Raw genomic sequence first — 19,100 nt, 5'->3', positions numbered from 1 at the left:
CACACGATCGCCCCGTTCACGTTACATCGCCTGAGTAAAGGTGCGCGAAATAACGTCCTGTTGCTGCTCACGAGTCAGCGCATTGAAGCGCACGGCATAGCCGGAAACGCGGATCGTCAGGTTCGGGTAGTTTTCCGGATGTTCAATCGCATCCAGCAACATTTCACGGTTCATGACATTGACGTTCAGATGCTGCCCGCCTTCTACCTGTGCTTCATGATGGAAATAGCCGTCCAGCAGGCCGACAAGATTGGTTTTCCGCACCGCATCTTCTTTCCCGAGTGCCGCAGGCACAATCGAGAAGGTGTATGAAATACCGTCTTTGGCGTAGGTAAACGGCAGTTTCGCCACCGACGTCAGCGAGGCTACCGCCCCTTTGCGGTCACGACCATGCATCGGGTTCGCCCCCGGCGCGAATGGCGTTCCGGCGCGGCGTCCATCCGGCGTATTGCCGGTCTTCTGCCCGTACACGACGTTCGAGGTGATGGTCAAAATGGACTGCGTCGGCACCGCATTGCGATACGTCGGCAACACGCTAATTTTTTGCATAAAGCGTTTCACCAGGTCGCAGGCGATGCTGTCCACGCGCTCATCGTTGTTGCCGTACTGCGGATACTCGCCTTCAATAGCAAAGTCGATGGCAAGGCCGTTTTCGTCGCGGATCGGCTTCACCTGAGCGTACCTGATGGCGGACAGGGAATCCGCCGCCACCGACAGTCCGGCGATGCCGCACGCCATCGTCCGATACACATCACGGTCGTGCAGCGCCATCAGCGAAGCTTCATAGCTGTACTTATCGTGCATGTAGTGAATGATGTTCAGCGCGCTAATGTACTGCACCGCCAGCCAGTCCATAAAATGGTCGAGGCTCTCCATTACCGTGTCGTAATCCAGCACCTCATCCGTTAACGGCGCGGTTTTCGGCCCAACCTGGATTTTCAGTTTCTCGTCAACGCCGCCATTGATAGCGTACAGCAACGTTTTGGCAAGGTTGGCGCGCGCGCCGAAGAACTGCATCTGCTTACCGATGACCATCGGGCTGACGCAACAAGCGATAGCATAATCGTCGCTGTTAAAGTCGGTACGCATTAAATCGTCGTTTTCATACTGCAAAGATGAGGTCACGATGGAGACCTGCGCAGCATATTTTTTGAATGCCACCGGCAACGCTTCAGACCACAGTATGGTCAGGTTCGGCTCCGGCGCTGGCCCCATCGTGTGCAGGGTATGCAGATAACGGAAGGAGTTCTTCGTCACCAGCGTGCGGCCATCGAGCCCCATCCCGCCAATAACTTCGGTGGCCCAGATCGGATCGCCGGAAAAGAGCGAATCAAATTCCGGCGTGCGCAGGAAGCGCACCATGCGGATCTTCATGATGAAATGGTCGATCAGCTCCTGCGCCTGCTGCTCTGTCAGAAGGCCCGCGTTGAAATCGCGCTCAATGTAGATATCAAGGAACGAGGCGGTTCTTCCCAGCGACATTGCACCGCCATTTTGCGATTTTACCGCCGCCAGATAAGCGAAGTAGAGCCACTGTACCGCTTCCTGCGCGTTCCGCGCCGGGCGGGAGATATCGTAGCCGTATTTCGCCGCCATCTCCTGCATTTGCAGCAGCGCGCGACGATGCTCCGCCAACTCCTCACGCAGGCGAATCGTCGCCTCAAGATTCTGTCCCTGCTCCAGATTCGACTGCAGATCGGCGAATTGCAGCTCGCGTTCGCGCACCAGATAACGGATGCCATACAGCGCGACGCGACGATAATCGCCAATAATGCGCCCGCGACCATAACCATCCGGCAAACCGGTTAATACGCCGGATTTACGGCAGCGCAGCATATCCGGCGAGTAAACATCGAATACGCCCTGATTATGGGTTTTCCGCAGGTCGGTAAAGGTATATTCAAAATCGGCGTCCATTTCGCGGCCATAGGCGTGGAATGAACTTTTGATCATGTTAACGCCGCCAAACGGATGCAAAGCGCGTTTAAGCGGCTTATCCGTTTGTAAACCGACGATTTTTTCCAGCTCTTTTTCAATATATCCCGCATCGTGCGCGGTAATCGTCGTCGCGATGTTGGTATCGAAATCCACCGGCGCATGGGTCGCGTTCTCGATACGTATTCCCGCCATCACCTTTTCCCACAACGCCGTGGTCGCTGGCGTCGCGTCGGCGAGAAAAGATTCATCCCCCTCATAGGGCGTATAGTTATGCTGAATAAAATCACGGACATTAATTTCTTCTTTCCAGTCCGTACCTTTAAAATCACGCCATGCTTCGGCATACAGCATATCGCTGGTATCGATATTTACCTTCATGAAAAATAATCTCTCTACAGAACAGCCGTTAAGTTATGCAAATTCCACTGGTGCTTTCACGTTGCCTAAATGAATGGCATCAAGGGCAATCATTTTCTCTTCATTCGTGGGAATAACAGCGCAAATAACCTGAGAAGGGTTAGCGGAAATAATGCGCTCGCCGTGAGAATTCAGCTGCTTATTCATTTCAACGTCTAACGTAAGCCCCAGTACGCCCAAATGTTCAATCACCAACTGGCGAATTAATACTGAATTTTCACCAATACCGCCGGTAAAAATAATGCCATCCAGCCGATGTAACGATGCCGCGTGTCCGGCAATATGACGGGCGATACGGTGGACAAATGTTTTTATCGCTAACCGGGCGCGCTCATGTCCTTCGTGCCAGGCTTTTTCCAGGACTCTAAGGTCGGATGACAACCCGGAGATGCCGAGCAAACCGGACTCTTTATTCACCACTCGCTCCAGATCGCTCAACGTCTGCCCGGTTTCTTTGGCTATCCACGCCATCGCGCCGAAATCAACATCGCCGCTGCGAGTGCCCATCATCAGCCCCTCAAGCGGCGTCATCCCCATTGAGGTATCCACGCTCTGACCATTGCGTACCGCGCAGATAGACGCCCCATTGCCCAGATGCGCGACAATCAAACCCGAATTTTTTTCATCGAGGTCAAGCAGTTCATACGCACGCCGCGAAACATAGCGATGCGACGTACCGTGAAAGCCGTAGCGACGCACACCCAGGCTGGAAAAATACTCCCACGGCAATCCGTATAAATAGGCTTCCGGCGCCAGCGTCTGGTGGAAACTGGTATCAAATACCGCCACCTGACGCACGGCCGGGAAAAGGTGCCGCGCCGCGTCAATGCCGCTTAAATTAGCGTAATTATGCAGCGGCGCTAAAGGCGATACCCGACGAATATTATCGATAATCTCATCGGTAATAATGACGGACTGCGTAAATAGCTCTCCACCGTGCGCGATACGGTGGCCAATTAATGCCACGCTATCCGTTAAATCACGTTTTTCCAGCTCAAAGGCAATGGCTTTTAACGCGTTCTCATAATTAGAGTGCGCGAGGTGTATCGGCTTATCGCCATTAATAGATAAAAAGGCGTTTTCAGTATTCATCCCATCTGCTATTCCCGCCATTAAAACATCACAGGTAGCGACATCCAGTACAGAGAATTTGATAGAAGATGAGCCGCAATTAATGACCAGAACGACCGGAAATTCATTCATGTAGTGACTCCGTCGATGTCAGCCTGCGTCCGCGCCCTGGGGCGGAACGCAGGCTAAACGTGAGGATTAAAACAATTTGTAGACAATATTCAGGATGGTCAGCAGACCAATCAGGGTGACGAACACGTTATCCAGACGACCACGGTATTTCGCCAGCGACGGCGCTTTACGAATGGCGTACATCGGCAGCAGGCATAACAGCGAGGCGATAATCGGCGCGCCCATCGCTTCAATCAGGTCCAGAATGTTCGGGTTTGCGTAAGCTACGACCCAGGTAGACCCCATAATGAAGATCATGCTGATGGTATTAAGCTTGCCCATAGAGACTTTGGTTTTATCGCCTTGATAACCAAATTTCAGCACCAGGCCGTTCAGCCCTTCCAGCGTCCCCAGGTAGTGGCCGAAGAAAGATTTGAAAATAGCAACCAGCGCGATGATAGATGCGCCATACTCCAGCACCGTTGCAAAAGTGGATTTTGTCCCCGACAAAGAGGCGAAATGGTTGGCCAGGTAGGAAAGTACCGGAATGTTCTGCGCTTTCGCATCCGCCATGTTCTGTGGAGAGAGCGTAAACAGGCAGCTAAAGGCGAAGAACATCACCACGGCGACCATCAGCATACTGGCGCGCGAGATGATCTGTGAACATTTACGCTCGGTAAATTCGCGGCCAAACTCTTTCTCATACTCTTCACGCTTAGACACCACGAAGGAAGAGACGATAGGCGAAAAGTTAAAGGAGAACACCATGATAGAGATGCCCAGCCACACCGTAACCAGTATGCCATCGTGCCCGGTCAGCGCGATATTACTGAGATCAACCTGATCGATAACCGCCGAGTTCCAGTAAGGAATCAGCGATAATGAAATTAGCACCAGACTGGCGATAAACGGCCATACCAGGTAACTCATCACCTTAACCATCAGATCCTTACCAAACCAGATCACAAAGGCCATCAGCAGCAGCAAGAACAGCGCCACGAAACCGCGATTCAACGCTGGCATCTGCAACTGGTTTTCCCAAAACGTCATGAACGTGTTAGTAATGGTGACGCCATAAATCCACAGCAGCGGACAAATCGCAAAGAAGTAAAGGAACGTGATAACTACCCCGCCCGTTTTACCAAAGTGCTCTTCGACCGTTTCCGTAATATTGCCGGACGGATTAGATCCGGATAAACACAGACGCGCCAGCGCCCGGTGACAATAGAACGCAATGGGGTAAGCTAAAACCAGCATCAGCAGAATGGGGATAAGCCCGCCAAACCCGGCGCGGATAGGGAAAAACAGCACCCCGGCGCCAATGGCGGTACCAAATAAACCCAGCGTCCACGTCGTGTCCGATTTACGCCATGACGACTGTTTTGCCTGGCTGGATACAATGCTATCAGTAGTACTCATATCCTATCCTCACGAAAAGATTAAGCGTCAACTAAACCCGTAATTTGTGATACACGAGAAAGATCGATATTGCCGCCAGAAATAATACTGACCGTTTTTCTGTTCTGAATATGGCTATCTAATTTCCCGCTTAATAGTGCGGCGCAGGCCAGTGCGCCAGCGCCTTCAGTAATAACCTTATTGCGCTGAATTAAAGCGATCATGCTGTTACGAATTTCATCTTCGCTAACCAGAACAATGTCATCGACTAATTCACGAACAATTTCATAGGTTAAATTACCCGGGCGGGAGACATCACAACCATCCGCCAGGGTGCCGGTCGTTCGGTGCGTGGTTATTTCTCCAGCGTAATAAGACGCCGCCATACCGTGAACATTTTCGGCCTGTACGCCGATAACTTTAATGGTCGGGTTAATCGATTTAATCGCAATGGCAATACCTGCAATTAAACCACCGCCGCCAATAGGCACGATGACATTATCGACATCGTACAGATCTTCCATAATTTCCAGACCAATAGTGCCCTGCCCGGCAATGACTTTTGGATCGTCGTAAGGCGGAATAAAAATGCGGCCTTCGGTTTCGACAATTTCACTCACCTTAGCAATGGTGTCATTGAAGTTGTCACCGTGGAGCACCACTTCCGCAGAATAATCACAGGTGGCCGCCACTTTTGACTTTGGCGCGCCCTTCGGCATCACGACTTTGCCGTCAATACCCAGCATTGCGCAAGAAAGAGAAACGCCCTGTGCATGATTACCTGCGGAACAGGCCACGACGCCTTTACGTTTTTCCGCCTCCGTTAACGAGCTAAGTTTGTTAAAAGCGCCACGAATTTTAAATGAACCCGTACGCTGCATATTTTCAAACTTGAGAAATATTTCGCCTTTGCAACGTTCACTAAAATAGTTAGAGCGAGGCATTCCCGTTTTATATATCTTCCCCGCCAGTCTTTTTTTCGCTTCGAGGATATCTTCAATTGCAACCGGGAGATCGTATGTAATGTGCATTATAACCTCTTAACCTGGGTATTAAAAATAAGTTACCGTTGCCCACTGTTCAAAAGAAACAGGTGACGTCAATTTCGCTAAATATGTTTATTCCATATCATTCAATTTCTATTAACTGCCTGCGTCTGCATCCATTATATGATGAATATTGTTTAGCCAATTCTACTAATACTGAAGCGGCTTTTTTGATACGATAATTTTTAGACCATACCGCCGCATAACGTGCGACGGGTAACGTGTCTTTTATGGGTATCGTGATAAATTGATTGGAGCCAAAAGGCGTGGTCATATCGCAGGGAATAACAGTTAAGAAATCAGCATTGAGAACAAGATTATATATTGTGACAACGGAATCTGTTTTAACAATGTTTTCGATGCTGATACCATTTCGTTGTAGAGTGGTGAGTAATTCGCTGTAGTAGCCCATATTCGTTTGCGGCAACACCCACTGTTCGTCTTTTAACGATTCCAGTGTGATGGTGCCGGTGCATGTTCGGGACTTGCTGGCTACCAGGACAAACTCTGATTCAAACAGCGGCTCGACATGCAGATCCTGTAGCTGCATTTCATTACTGAGCGTACCGATAGCAAAGTCCAGCCGCCCGTCGCGCAGGGCCGGCAGAAATGAAGAGAGCTGGGCTTCGTACATGGATACCTGCGCTTTTGGAAAGACCTCTTTGAACTTATGAATCATATCGGACATGAAGGTAAAGCCAATCAGCGAAGGAAAGCCAAACGAGACGTCGACAACGGTATTGCACGTCATACTGTTCATCTCGTTGATCATGTTTTTCATTTCGCGGGTGATAGATTCAGACCAGGAAAGCAGTACCTGTCCCGCTTCGGTCAACGTAACGCCGGTATTTTTACGTACAATTAGCTCAACGCCAAAATAGGCCTCAACATCGCTAATGATTTTACTGACGGCGGGCTGGGTTAACCCTAACGATTTTGCGGCAGAACCGATAGAACCACTTCTAATGACTTCCTGAAAGACCACCAAATGCTGTGTTTTAGGGAGAACAAGAGTATTCATATCTACCGCTCTGAAATAACATTGTGAACGGCAGGAAGTGTAGCAAATTAAATCTTAAAGGTTATGTGCGACCACTCACAAATTAACTTACCGCAATTTTTACATGGTCTTTATTAAATAAATAAAACCTATTAATTCAATAAGTTACAAAAACAAAGCAGCAACTTAGTCTGATTTCAATCAAAAAATAGGGTCGGGATAACGATATATTATGGCGATAACCAGTCTATTTTACCTCCTATTTTCTACATCCTATGAAGACGATATTTCAATCAATTACGGGACATTTTATCGGCAATTCCAGCGTTAAATTTAAAGCGTAATTTCTCAAATTTAAGTATAAACCGAAGGTAAATGCGCTTAAAAACCGTTACGCGTCACATTTTTTTACCTTATTTGTTTGTAAAGAAACATTTAATAAAATTTTAACCAAAATATTTCATACATTTAATTTTCATTTACAACAAATAATTTACACCGCTTTCTTGCTGTTTTTCAGGATGTAATTTTGTGAAAGAAATCGATTGCTTTTCACTTCAACTAAAAAGAGCGCAATCCATAGCGTTTTGTGTTTCTCATCACAAAAACGAATAATATTATGTCACCACGGCTGTCAATTAATTGCCGGATGGTGACGCTGGCGTCTTCTGCAACCTCTATACCCTTCACCGGCCTGATAAGCAAAACCCCGCCAGCTTACACTGACGGGTTTTATGAAGAGGTGAAACTGACCGATAAGCCGCTTTCTTTTGGGTATAGTGTCGTGGACAGTCATTCATCCTGTCGCCCTGTAAAAGCAAAAACCCGCCGAAGCGGGTTTTATGAAGAAGTGAAACTGACCGATAAGCCGGGTTCTGTCGTGGACAGTCATTCATCTAGGCCAGCAATCGCTCACTGGCTCAAGCAGCCTACCCGGGTTCAGTACGGGCCGTACCTTATGAACCCCTATTTGGCCTTGCTCCGGGTGGAGTTTACCGTGCCACGGACTGTTACCAGCCGCGCGGTGCGCTCTTACCGCACCCTTTCACCCTTACCTGATCCCACTTGCGTGGGCCATCGGCGGTTTGCTCTCTGTTGCACTGGTCGTGGGTTTCCCCCCCAGGCGTTACCTGGCACCCTGCCCTATGGAGCCCGGACTTTCCTCCCCTCCGCCCGTCTCCCCGAAAGGACGACGACGAAGCGGCGACTGTCTGGTCAGCTTCGGCGCGCAGTATAGAGGGTTCGCGCGACTTTGTCACCCTGCGCTGCGCATTCCTATCGCCAGAGCGGCAGCAACATTTCTGGATGCCCGATAAATATTGTCAAAAGCGCCCCGAAAAGCCTCCTCCAGCGTCACGATGCGCGTGAGTACGCTAAAGACAGCGTCGATGCCATAGTGATGCACTATCCCTACATCGTGCGTCAGGCTGCCGGCAATGCCAATCACTGGCTTATGATATTTTTTCGCCACATTCGCGACGCCAATCGGCACTTTACCGCGAATACTTTGGCTATCAATCCGCCCTTCTCCCGTCACCACCAGCGTACAGTCGTGGATATGCTCCTCCAGGTTCAGTGCCGCCGTGACAATTTCGATCCCGCTGCGTAATTCCGCACCGAGAAAAGCCATTAACGCCGCCCCCATACCGCCTGCCGCGCCTGCGCCGGGCGCCGCCTTTACGTCGACATTCAGCGATTTTTTTATGATGTCGGCATAGTGAGCAAGATTTCTGTCCAGCTCAACAATGTTCTCTTCGGTCGCGCCTTTCTGCGGCCCAAAAATTCGTGATGCGCCGTTGTCGCCGATCAGAGGATTAGAGACATCGCAAGCGACACGAATAGCGCAGAGTTTTAAACGGGGATCGAGCTCTGAAATATCAATGTCGCATAGACAATGAAGGCTTCCGCCACCGTAACCGATATCCGCGCCGTTTGCATCGCGCAGTTTTGCGCCTAACGCCTGCATCATCCCTGCGCCGCCGTCATTTGTCGCGCTGCCGCCAATGCCGATAATGATATTGCTTGCGCCGCTTTCCAGCGCCTGCAATATCAGCTCCCCCGTTCCCCGCGAGGTAGTAATCAAAGGGTTGCGTTTTTCTGGTGGAACCAGCGCCAGTCCGCTGGCCGCCGCCATTTCAATAAACGCGGTTTTACCATCCCCGGACATTCCCCAGCAGGCTTTCACTTTTTCACCCAACGGCCCGGTCACCCATGCGGTGCGTTCAACGCCCTGCGTCGCGGCAATCATGGCTTCGACCGTTCCTTCGCCGCCATCGGCAACCGGAACAGAGACATATTGCGCATCGGGGAAAATTTCCCGAAATCCTTTTTCTATCGCCTGCGCTACCTCGGCGGCAGAAAGGCTTTCTTTATAGGAGTCGGGGGCAATTACGATTTTCATAGTGGTAGCCTGTTACTGCACAACGCCGGATGGCGTTTCACTTATCCAGCCTGAAATTCAGGCCCGGATCGCTACACGCCATCCGGGCACAACGTCGTTAGCGAGTGACTTCCACTTTCGCCAGTTTTTCGTAGTAGCACGCCAGCGCGCTATGGTCGTCATTACCGTGTCCATCCGCGCGTAACGCCTGCATCATTTCCATAACGGCGGCGGTCAGCGGGAGCTGCGCGCCAACGCCGTGGGAGGTATCCAACGCATTCGCCAGATCTTTAATGTGCAGATCGATACGGAAACCTGGCTTAAAGTTTCTGTCCATGACCATCGGCGCTTTCGCATCCAGTACCGTGCTGCCAGCCAGACCGCCGCGAATCGCCTGATAGACCAGATCCGGGTTGACGCCCGCTTTAGTCGCCAGCGTCAGCGCTTCAGACATGGCGGCGATATTCAACGCCACGATCACCTGGTTAGCCAGTTTTGTGACGTTGCCTGCGCCGATATCGCCGGTATGCACCACGGAACCCGCCATCGCTTTCATCAGGTCGTAGTACTTGTCGAAAATGGCTTTATCGCCCCCCACCATCACCGACAGCGTGCCATCAATCGCCTTCGGCTCGCCGCCGCTGACCGGCGCATCCAACATCTCAACGCCCTTCGCCTTCAGCGCATCGCTGATTTCACGGCTTGCCAGCGGCGCGATAGAACTCATATCAATCAATACGGTTCCCGGCTTCGCGCCTTCGATGATACCGTTCTCGCCCAGCGCAACCTCTTTCACATGCGGAGAGTTAGGCAGCATCGTGATGATGACGTCACACTGTTCAGCGATCGCCTTCGCCGTAGAGGCCGTTTCCGCGCCTGCGGCAATGACGTCGGCAATCGCTTCAGGATTACGATCGGACACCACCAGCGAATACCCTGCTTTCAGTAAGTTTTTGCTCATGGGCTTACCCATGATGCCTAAGCCAATAAAGCCAACTTTCATCGTCATAGCGTTCTCTCTTTCCATACCAGGATTATTTTTTAAAGGTGTCGGCAAGTTTCTGCGTACTGGCGCGGAATGCGCCTAAATCGCTGCCAACGGCGACAAAGGTCGCGCCCCATTCCAGATAACGGTGGGCATCCGCCTCTACCGGCGCCAGAATGCCGCACGGTTTACCGTGCGCTTTAGCGCGGGCGAAAATATGTTGAATCGTCTGCTGCACGTCAGGGTGAGAAGCATTGCCGAGATGACCCAGCGCGGCGGCCAGATCGCTTGGGCCAACAAAAATGCCATCAACGCCTTCCGTTGCGGCGATGGCATCAACATTGTCGACACCCAACTGGCTTTCGATTTGAACAATAATGGTGATGTTTTTGTTCGACTGCGCAAAGTAATCAGGCACCGTGCCGAACATATTCGCGCGGTGAGAAACGGAGACGCCGCGAATGCCTTCCGGCGGGTAACGCGTCGAGGCGACGGCGCGAGCCGCTTCCTCTTGCGTTTCAACAAAGGGGATCAGGAAATTATAAAACCCAATATCCAGCATCCGTTTGATAATGACCGGTTCATTGGTTGGCACACGTACCACAGGCGCGCTGGCGCTGCCTTTCAATGCCATTAACTGCGGAATTAAGGTGGTCACATCATTCGGCGCATGTTCGCCATCCAGCACCAGCCAGTCAAATCCCGCCAGACCGAGAACTTCGGTGGTGATTGGGCTTGCCAGTGCAGACCAGCAGCCAATCTGCACCTGTTGCGCCGCTAGCGCCGCTTTAAACTTATTCGGGAAAATAGCGTTATTCATCGCTTATACCTTCGCTTATTTCTTTAATTCTCTACATGTGATGCCGCCACCATAACTTATAGCAACGACAATAAAATGCTTATCTGAAATCAGAATGGGTCTCCGCATTCTATTTCTAATGTAGTACACATCCTGTAGCACAATATACCGTTCTGATATCTTTATCGTCTTTTATTATTATCATGGTATTTTCAAATAACTCGTCAGATACACTGAATTCGCCATTCAGTATAAACAGCCTATGGCGGATAATCATTGTGCAAACGCTCATTAAAAAGGGATTATTTAACGCTTATTTTTGAGCATACGCCCATGATACTGGGCGCTAATGCACACATTTACGCTTTACCCGGCCTACATAAAAAGTTTCATAATTTGCGGTGATCTGGATCACATTCTTATATTTATACTCCTGTCATTCTTATTTCATTATGCATGAACTTTATTTCTTATATTGAGATTTAACGATTTAACCATAACCAAAATAGATAATCCTATTTCTATCATCCAGGCTGGAGAATGTTGAACAATGGCCAATATCGAAATTCGCCAGGAATCGCCATCGGCGTTTTATATAAAAGTACATGAAACCGATAATGTCGCAATTATTGTTAATGACCACGGTCTTAAAGCCGGAACACGTTTTCCGGATGGCCTGGAACTGACTGAACATATTCCGCAAGGCCATAAAGTCGCTCTGACGGATATCCCCGCTCACGGCGAAATCATCCGTTATGGCGAAGTCATCGGTTATGCGGTACGCGACATCCCGCGCGGAAGCTGGATCGACGAGTCGCTGGTTGAACTGCCAAAAGCGCCGCCGCTGAATACGCTACCGCTGGCGACCAAAGTACCGGAACCGCTGCCGCCGCTGGAAGGCTACACGTTTGAGGGCTATCGTAACGCCGATGGCAGCGTCGGCACCAAAAATCTGCTTGGCATTACCACCAGCGTGCACTGTGTGGCGGGCGTGGTCGATTATGTGGTGAAAGTGATTGAGCGCGATCTCCTGCCCAAATACCCGAATGTCGATGGCGTTGTAGGGCTAAACCATCTGTACGGCTGCGGCGTGGCAATCAACGCGCCGGCGGCGGTCGTGCCGATTCGCACGATTCATAATATCGCGCTCAACCCCAATTTTGGCGGCGAAGTGATGGTGATTGGCCTCGGTTGCGAAAAACTGCAGCCGGAACGACTGCTGGAAGGCACCGAGGATGTCCCCGCTATCGCCGTTGAAAGCGCCAGTATTGTGCGTTTACAGGACGAGCAGCATGTCGGCTTTAAATCAATGGTCGACGATATTTTGCGGGTCGCCGAACGCCATCTGACGAAACTGAACCAGCGCCAGCGCGAAACCTGCCCGGCCTCCGAGCTGGTCGTCGGGATGCAGTGTGGCGGCAGCGATGCGTTTTCCGGCGTCACGGCAAACCCGGCGGTGGGTTATGCTTCCGATCTGTTGGTACGCTGCGGCGCGACCGTCATGTTCTCGGAGGTCACCGAAGTGCGCGATGCCATTCATCTTCTGACGCCGCGCGCCATCAACGAAGCCGTGGGTAAACGCCTGCTGGATGAAATGGCCTGGTACGATAACTATCTTGATATGGGGAAAACCGATCGCAGCGCTAACCCGTCCCCTGGCAACAAAAAAGGCGGCCTGGCGAACGTCGTGGAAAAAGCGTTGGGCTCTATCGCTAAATCGGGTAAGAGCGCCATTGTCGAAGTATTGTCGCCGGGCCAGCGCCCCACCAAACGCGGCCTGATTTACGCCGCGACGCCCGCCAGCGATTTCGTCTGCGGCACGCAGCAGGTCGCTTCCGGCATTACCGTACAGGTCTTTACCACCGGACGCGGCACGCCTTACGGGCTGATGGCGGTGCCGGTAATTAAAATGGCGACGCGTACCGAGCTGGCGAACCGCTGGTATGACTTAATGGATATCAATGCAGGCACCATCGCCACGGGTGAAGAGACAATCGAAGATGTGGGCTGGAAGCTGTTTCACTTTATTCTCGATGTCGCCAGCGGCCGGAAAAAGACTTTCTCGGACCAGTGGGGCCTACATAACCAACTGGCGATATTTAACCCGGCGCCAGTGACCTGATCCAGTCAGTACCCTTCTCCGAGCAGGGTATAACCGCATAATCTGTAGACCGGGTAAGCGCCAGCGCTACCCGGTATTTTTTCGCCCTTAGTCTGTAGCCTGAAGTATGTCTGCCCGACATGCTTTTTTTACGCCTGACTTTCGATAGCTTCCATTTTATTTCGAAACTTTCATTTATCAGATCAAAATCACAAAAAAACATTCCGAAAGCCTATAAATTCTTTCAAAGAAAACAAACGAAAGATTTCGGAGGAAGGATGTTTATCATTTCAGGCAGAACAATGCTAAAGAAGGCGCAGCAGGAAGGTTATGCTGTGCCGGCGTTTAACATCCACAACCTGGAGACATTGCAAGTGGTGGTGGAAACCGCCGCAGAATTGCGCTCTCCGCTGATTGTCGCCGGTACGCCAGGCACCTTTAGCTACGCAGGCGTCGGTAATATCGTGGCTATCGCCGCAGAACTGGCGAAAAGCTGGAACCATCCTCTCGCGGTACATCTCGATCATCATGAAAAACTGGCCGACATCAAAATGAAAGTCGCCGCCGGGGTACGCTCGGTCATGATCGACGGGTCGCATTTCCCCTTTGCCGACAATATTGCGCTGGTGAAAAGCGTGGTTGATTACTGTCATCGCTACGATGTCAGCGTTGAAGCTGAACTTGGGCGTCTCGGCGGGCAGGAAGACGATCTTATCGTTGACGGTAAAGATGCGCTTTATACCCATCCGGAACAGGCCCGGGAATTTGTAGAAAAAACGGGTATCGACTCGTTAGCCATTGCTATCGGCACCGCTCACGGCCTCTACACCGCTGAACCAAAACTTGATTTTGAACGACTGACGGAAATTCGTCAGCGGGTTGATGTTCCCTTAGTCCTTCACGGCGCCTCTGGCCTGCCGACCCGCGATATTACCCGCGCTATTTCGCTGGGCATCTGCAAAGTTAACGTCGCGACCGAGCTTAAAATCGCCTTTTCTGGCGCGCTTAAAAACTATTTAACGCAACACGCAGAGGCCAGCGATCCCCGCCATTACATGATCCCGGCGAAAGCGGCCATGAAAGAGGTTGTACGTAAAGTGATTGCCGACTGCGGTTGTGAAGGGAAGCTCTAAAGCCCCCGGATTTAGCACGGCAAAGGGCGTTTTCATAGCTGGATCACGAAAGCCATTATTATCCTTTGCCTTCAAACCAAAAATATTATGAAGATAAACAAAAGATATCGGAGCCAGAAGTGAAAGAAATAATTTCTCGTCACAAAGCAGGGGAACAGATAGGGATCTGTTCCGTATGTTCAGCACACCCGCTGGTGATTGAATCTGCATTACGTTTTGATCTGAATAGCGGGAACAAAGTTCTGATCGAAGCGACCTCTAACCAGGTTAATCAGTTTGGCGGTTATACCGGCATGAAACCGGCTGACTTTCGTGATTTTGTCTATGGCATCGCCCAGGAAGTGGGTTTTCCACGTGAGCGGTTGATTCTTGGTGGCGATCATTTAGGGCCTAACTGCTGGCAGAACGAACCGGCAGCGGCGGCAATGGAAAAGTCGGTTGAGTTAATAAAAGCGTATGTCGCCGCTGGTTTTAGCAAAATTCACCTGGACGCGTCGATGTCCTGCGCAGATGACCCGACACCGTTGGATCCGATGGTCGTTGCACGCCGTGCCGCCGTGCTTTGTAAAGCAGCAGAAGAGACCGCAAACGAAGAACAAAAATACCATCTGACTTATGTCATCGGCACGGAAGTGCCCGTTCCTGGCGGTGAAGCCAGTACCATCGGCAGCGTTCATGTCACCCGCGAAGCCGATGCTGCCCGTACGCTGGAAACTCACCAAATCGCGTTTCGTGAATCAGGTCTGGAAGAAGCACTGTCACGCGTGATCGCCATTGTGGTGCAACCGGGCGTTGAATTTGATCATACCCAGATTATTCATTATCAGCCGCAGGCGGCACAGGCGCTCTCCGACTGGATAAAAGAAACGCCGATGGTCTATGAAGCGCATTCGACTGATTATCAGACGCGACAGGCCTACCGTGCGCTGGTACGCGATCATTACGCCATTCTGAAGGTCGGCCCGGCGCTCACTTTCGCTCTGCGCGAAGCCATTTTCGCACTTGCGCAAATGGAAAACGAACTGATCTCCCCGGAACAACGTAGTCGGGTACTGGAGGTCATTGATGAAGTTATGCTAAACGAACCGGGCTACTGGAAAAAATACTACCGTCCAACCTGGAGCCAGGCGATGGTCGATATCCACTTTAGTTTGTCTGACCGTATTCGCTATTACTGGCCGCACCCGCGTATTCGTCAAAGCGTAGAAAAGTTAATCGCCAATCTGAACAACGTCACATTGCCGCTGGGATTAATTAGCCAGTTTATGCCCGTACAGTTTGAACGCCTGTCTGAGGGCGTGCTCACCCCCACGCCGCATAACCTGATTATTGACAAAATTCAGGATGTTCTGCGCGCTTATCGCTTCGGTTGCACGCCGGATGTCGCCTGAATAATGGAGAATTTATGAGCCAACTATTTGTCCGAACCGAAATCACATTCGACTCGAGCCAACAGGCGCTGGCGCACATTGGCAAAGAGATGCTGGCGAAAGGCGTGGTACATGATAGTTATCCGCAGGCGCTGGTGGAACGTGAAGCGTCTTTTCCTACCGGCATTGCGCTGGAGCGTCACGCCGTCGCTATCCCTCATTGCGAGGCGGTTCATGCGAAATCACCCGCTATCTATCTGATTCGTCCAGATAAGCCGGTCATGTTTCAACAGGCGGATGATGACGAAGAGATTGCCGTTTCGTTAATCATCGCCTTAATCGTTGAAAACCCGGCGGCACAGCTAAAACTTCTGCGCCGCCTGTTTAGTGAGCTACAGAACCCGAGCACCCTCGATGCCCTGTTAAGCGCGCCGGATGCCGAACTGGCGATACGCTTTCAGGAAACCATCCTTGAGCCTGAGCAGTGCGTCCAGGTTTGATAATAAATTGATAATAATGAGGAATACCCTATGAAACGTAAAGTAATTGTGGCCTGTGGCGGTGCGGTTGCAACCTCAACGATGGCTGCGGAAGAAATTAAAGAGCTATGTGATGCCAACCATATTGAGCTCGACTTAGTGCAATGCCGGGTCACCGAAATCGAAACCTATATGGACGGCGCCGATCTTATCTGTACCACTGCCAGGGTCGATCGCGCCTTTGGCGATATTCCCGTCGTTCACGGTATGCCTTTTGTTTCCGGCGTGGGTATTGAAGCATTACAGCAAAAAATTCTGTCCATTCTCATGGGGTAACGTATGTTTAGCGAAATAATGCGTTATATCCTCGACTTAGGCCCAACGGTGATGTTGCCTCTGGTGATCATCGTGTTCTCTAAACTGCTGGGAATGAAGCTTGGGGATTGTTTTAAATCGGGTTTGCATATTGGTATCGGCTTCGTGGGTATTGGTCTGGTCATCGGCCTGATGCTGGATTCTATCGGCCCCGCGGCGAAAGCCATGGCGGAACATTTCCAAATCAATCTCCACGTTATTGACGTCGGCTGGCCAGGTTCATCGCCCATGACCTGGGCGTCACAAATCGCGCTGGTCGCGATCCCTGTCGCCATCGGGGTTAACGTCCTGATGCTGGTGACCCGCATGACCCGCGTGGTGAATGTCGATATCTGGAATATCTGGCACATGACCTTCACGGGCGCCATGCTGCATCTGGCGACCGGTTCATACTGGCTGGGGATTCTGGGCGTTGTGGTTCATGCCGCCTTTGTCTACAAACTGGGGGACTGGTTTGCCAAAGATACCCGCGACTATTTTGGCCTTGAGGGGATTGCTATCCCACACGGCTCATCCGCGTACCTGGGCCCCGTGGCGGTGCTCGTTGATACCATTATCGAAAAAATTCCGGGTCTCAATCGTATTCACTTTAGCGCAGACGATGTCCAGAAACGCTTCGGACCGTTTGGCGAACCGGTGACTGTCGGCTTCGTGATGGGGCTGGTGATTGGTGTACTGGCAGGCTACGACGCCAAAGCCGTTCTGCAACTGGCGGTCAAAACCGCAGCGGTGATGCTGCTTATGCCACGCGTCATTAAACCTATTATGGATGGCCTAACGCCTATCGCCAAACATGCGCGTAAACGTCTACAGGCCAAATTTGGCGGGCAGGAGTTCCTGATAGGCCTTGATCCAGCGCTACTGCTCGGTCATACCTCTGTTGTCTCCGCGAGCCTGATATTCATTCCGCTGACCATCCTGATTGCCGTCTTAGTACCGGGGAACCAGGTGCTGCCGTTCGGCGACCTCGCCACCATCGGTTTCTTTATTGCGATGGCGGTTGCGGTACACCAGGGCAACCTGTTCCGCACGCTGATTTCAGGTGTCATTATTATGGGTATCACCCTGTGGATAGCCACCCAGACGATTGGCCTGCATACCCAACTGGCTGCCAATGCCGGAGCGCTAAAAGCTGGCGGACAAGTCGCCTCGCTGGATCAGGGCGGTTCTCCCATCACCTGGCTGCTGATTCAACTTTTTACCTGGCAGAATATCGTCGGCTTCGCCGTCATTGCCATTATCTATCTGGCCGGCGTACTGCTGACCTGGCGTCGCGCCCGACAGTTTGTCGCGGCTGAGAAAGCCACGGCGCTACAGCAAAGTCAAATCGCCTCTTAATTTTAGGGGAGCAATCGCTCCCCTCACCTTCCTGGAGAATGTTATGAAATCAGTGGTTATTCACGCTGAGGGAGACGTGCGCGTTGAAGAACGTCCCTTACCACAACTGCAAGCCGAGGACGATGTGTTGGTCAAAGTCGTTAGCTCAGGGCTTTGCGGGTCGGATATCCCGCGTATTTTCGCGCAGGGCGCCCATTATTATCCTATTACGTTAGGCCATGAATTCAGCGGCTACGTTGAATCCTACGGCACAGGCGTAACGGATATGCAGCCTGGCGATGCCGTCGCTTGTGTCCCGCTTCTTCCCTGCTTTCACTGTCCGCAATGCGAACGCGGTTACTTTTCTTTATGCAAACAGTATCAGTTTGTAGGATCGCGCAGCGAAGGCGGTAATGCGGAATATGTGGTGGTCAAACGGGCCAATCTTTTCCGCTTGCCGTCTGATATGCCGATTGAAGATGGCGCGTTTATCGAACCGATTACCGTGGGATTACACGCCTTTCATCTGGCGCAGGGCTGCGAGGGGAAAAACGTAATTATCGTCGGTGCGGGGACAATTGGCCTGCTGGCCTTACAGTGCGCGCGGGAACTGGGCGCGCGAAGCGTAACGGCGATTGATATCAATCCGCAGAAACTGGAACTGGCGAAAGCGCTCGGCGCAACGCATACCTGTAATAGCCGGGAAATGACCGCCGACGACATCCAGACCGCGTTGTCCGACATTCAGTTTGATCAACTGGTTCTCGAAACGGCAGGAACTCCCCAGACCGTCTCGCTGGCTATCGATATCGCCGGGCCGCGCGCGCAACTGGCGCTGGTGGGGACGTTACATCACGATCTCACCCTGACAACGCGTACATTCGGGTTAATTTTGCGTAAAGAGCTCACGCTCCTCGGCAGTTGGATGAACTACTCCGCGCCATGGCCAGGAGAGGAATGGGAAACCGCAGCGCGCCTGTTGGCTGAAAAACGTCTTCAACTGGCCCCTCTCATTGCCCATCGCGGCGATGCGGAAAGCTTTGCAGAAGCAGTCAAAGCGCTTAATGGCGCGCCCATGCAGGGCAAAATCTTACTTCAACTTTCCTGATGGTACGAGCCAGCAACCTGCGCTGGCTCACATTTCCTTTCGAAATTTAGCGTTCACCTTTCGCAATCCTTC

15 protein-coding genes and 1 other RNA gene are annotated in these 19,100 nt (G+C 51.5%); 7 read left to right on the top strand and 9 right to left on the bottom strand.

Annotation, left to right across the window (positions count from 1 at the left end; all coding sequences use genetic code 11):
• Nucleotides 1–21 precede the first annotated feature (21 nt).
• The 9 genes from pflB to garL all read right to left on the bottom strand — a co-directional run bounded on the left by pflB (nucleotide 22) and on the right by garL (nucleotide 11,166).
• Nucleotides 22–2,316, bottom strand: a complete 2,295-nt coding sequence (pflB, locus tag ACLD4F_RS14935; protein WP_023138715.1) for a formate C-acetyltransferase — start codon at nucleotides 2,314–2,316, stop codon at nucleotides 22–24.
• A 33-nt stretch (nucleotides 2,317–2,349) separates the two neighbouring features.
• The gene (gene tdcD / locus ACLD4F_RS14930) at nucleotides 2,350–3,558 is read right to left on the bottom strand and encodes a propionate kinase (protein WP_079943890.1); all 1,209 of its coding nucleotides are present in this window, start codon (nucleotides 3,556–3,558) and stop codon (nucleotides 2,350–2,352) included.
• A gap of 66 nt (nucleotides 3,559–3,624) precedes the next feature.
• Nucleotides 3,625–4,956: a threonine/serine transporter TdcC gene (gene tdcC, locus ACLD4F_RS14925; protein ID WP_080095219.1), complete on the bottom strand. Its 1,332-nt coding sequence runs from the start codon at nucleotides 4,954–4,956 to the stop codon at nucleotides 3,625–3,627.
• Between the two features lie 20 nt (nucleotides 4,957–4,976).
• Nucleotides 4,977–5,966, bottom strand: coding sequence for a bifunctional threonine ammonia-lyase/L-serine ammonia-lyase TdcB (gene tdcB / locus ACLD4F_RS14920; RefSeq protein WP_000548368.1), 990 nt, complete (start codon nucleotides 5,964–5,966; stop codon nucleotides 4,977–4,979).
• Between the two features lie 97 nt (nucleotides 5,967–6,063).
• A complete protein-coding gene (gene tdcA, locus ACLD4F_RS14915; RefSeq protein ID WP_001094907.1) occupies nucleotides 6,064–7,002 on the bottom strand; it encodes a transcriptional regulator TdcA in 939 nt (312 codons plus the stop codon).
• A gap of 827 nt (nucleotides 7,003–7,829) precedes the next feature.
• Nucleotides 7,830–8,204, bottom strand: an RNA gene (gene rnpB / locus ACLD4F_RS14910) — RNase P RNA component class A.
• Nucleotides 8,205–8,236: 32 nt separating this feature from the next.
• Entirely contained in the window at nucleotides 8,237–9,382 is a 1,146-nt protein-coding gene (gene garK, locus ACLD4F_RS14905) for a glycerate 2-kinase (RefSeq protein WP_080095217.1), read from the bottom strand.
• Nucleotides 9,383–9,479: 97 nt separating this feature from the next.
• Nucleotides 9,480–10,370 (bottom strand): 2-hydroxy-3-oxopropionate reductase, encoded by an 891-nt coding sequence (gene garR / locus ACLD4F_RS14900; RefSeq protein ID WP_000178106.1) that lies wholly within the window; start codon nucleotides 10,368–10,370, stop codon nucleotides 9,480–9,482.
• Nucleotides 10,371–10,395: 25 nt separating this feature from the next.
• Nucleotides 10,396–11,166: a 2-dehydro-3-deoxyglucarate aldolase gene (garL, locus tag ACLD4F_RS14895; RefSeq protein ID WP_411010910.1), complete on the bottom strand. Its 771-nt coding sequence runs from the start codon at nucleotides 11,164–11,166 to the stop codon at nucleotides 10,396–10,398.
• Between the two features lie 529 nt (nucleotides 11,167–11,695).
• On the opposite strand from garL, the gene garD reads away from it, so the two are divergent.
• The 7 genes from garD (at nucleotide 11,696) to gatD (ending at nucleotide 19,028) form a co-directional block, all read left to right on the top strand.
• Nucleotides 11,696–13,267, top strand: a complete 1,572-nt coding sequence (gene garD / locus ACLD4F_RS14890) for a galactarate dehydratase (RefSeq protein WP_001273722.1) — start codon at nucleotides 11,696–11,698, stop codon at nucleotides 13,265–13,267.
• Between the two features lie 257 nt (nucleotides 13,268–13,524).
• On the top strand, nucleotides 13,525–14,379 hold the full coding sequence (locus ACLD4F_RS14885; RefSeq protein WP_000469979.1) for a tagatose bisphosphate family class II aldolase: 855 nt from the start codon (nucleotides 13,525–13,527) through the stop codon (nucleotides 14,377–14,379).
• Nucleotides 14,380–14,498: 119 nt separating this feature from the next.
• Entirely contained in the window at nucleotides 14,499–15,770 is a 1,272-nt protein-coding gene (gene gatZ / locus ACLD4F_RS14880; protein ID WP_108638407.1) for a tagatose-bisphosphate aldolase subunit GatZ, read from the top strand.
• Nucleotides 15,771–15,784: 14 nt separating this feature from the next.
• A complete protein-coding gene (gene gatA, locus ACLD4F_RS14875) occupies nucleotides 15,785–16,249 on the top strand; it encodes a PTS galactitol transporter subunit IIA (protein ID WP_411010909.1) in 465 nt (154 codons plus the stop codon).
• Between the two features lie 30 nt (nucleotides 16,250–16,279).
• Nucleotides 16,280–16,564, top strand: a complete 285-nt coding sequence (gene gatB, locus ACLD4F_RS14870) for a PTS galactitol transporter subunit IIB (protein ID WP_000824293.1) — start codon at nucleotides 16,280–16,282, stop codon at nucleotides 16,562–16,564.
• Between the two features lie 3 nt (nucleotides 16,565–16,567).
• Complete coding sequence (locus ACLD4F_RS14865; protein WP_000490601.1) at nucleotides 16,568–17,941, top strand: galactitol-specific PTS transporter subunit IIC; 1,374 nt, start codon at nucleotides 16,568–16,570, stop codon at nucleotides 17,939–17,941.
• A 43-nt stretch (nucleotides 17,942–17,984) separates the two neighbouring features.
• Nucleotides 17,985–19,028 carry a galactitol-1-phosphate 5-dehydrogenase gene (gatD, locus tag ACLD4F_RS14860; RefSeq protein ID WP_000844173.1) on the top strand — a complete coding sequence of 348 codons (1,044 nt, stop codon included), beginning with the start codon at nucleotides 17,985–17,987 and terminating at the stop codon, nucleotides 19,026–19,028.
• The last annotated feature ends 72 nt before the right edge of the window (nucleotides 19,029–19,100 follow it).

Origin of the sequence: Salmonella sp. 741265050_HSA, assembly GCF_046569445.1 — a bacterium.
In the GTDB taxonomy this organism is placed as follows: Bacteria; Pseudomonadota; Gammaproteobacteria; order Enterobacterales; family Enterobacteriaceae; genus Salmonella; species Salmonella enterica.
This window is presented reverse-complemented; position numbering and strand designations above follow the sequence as displayed.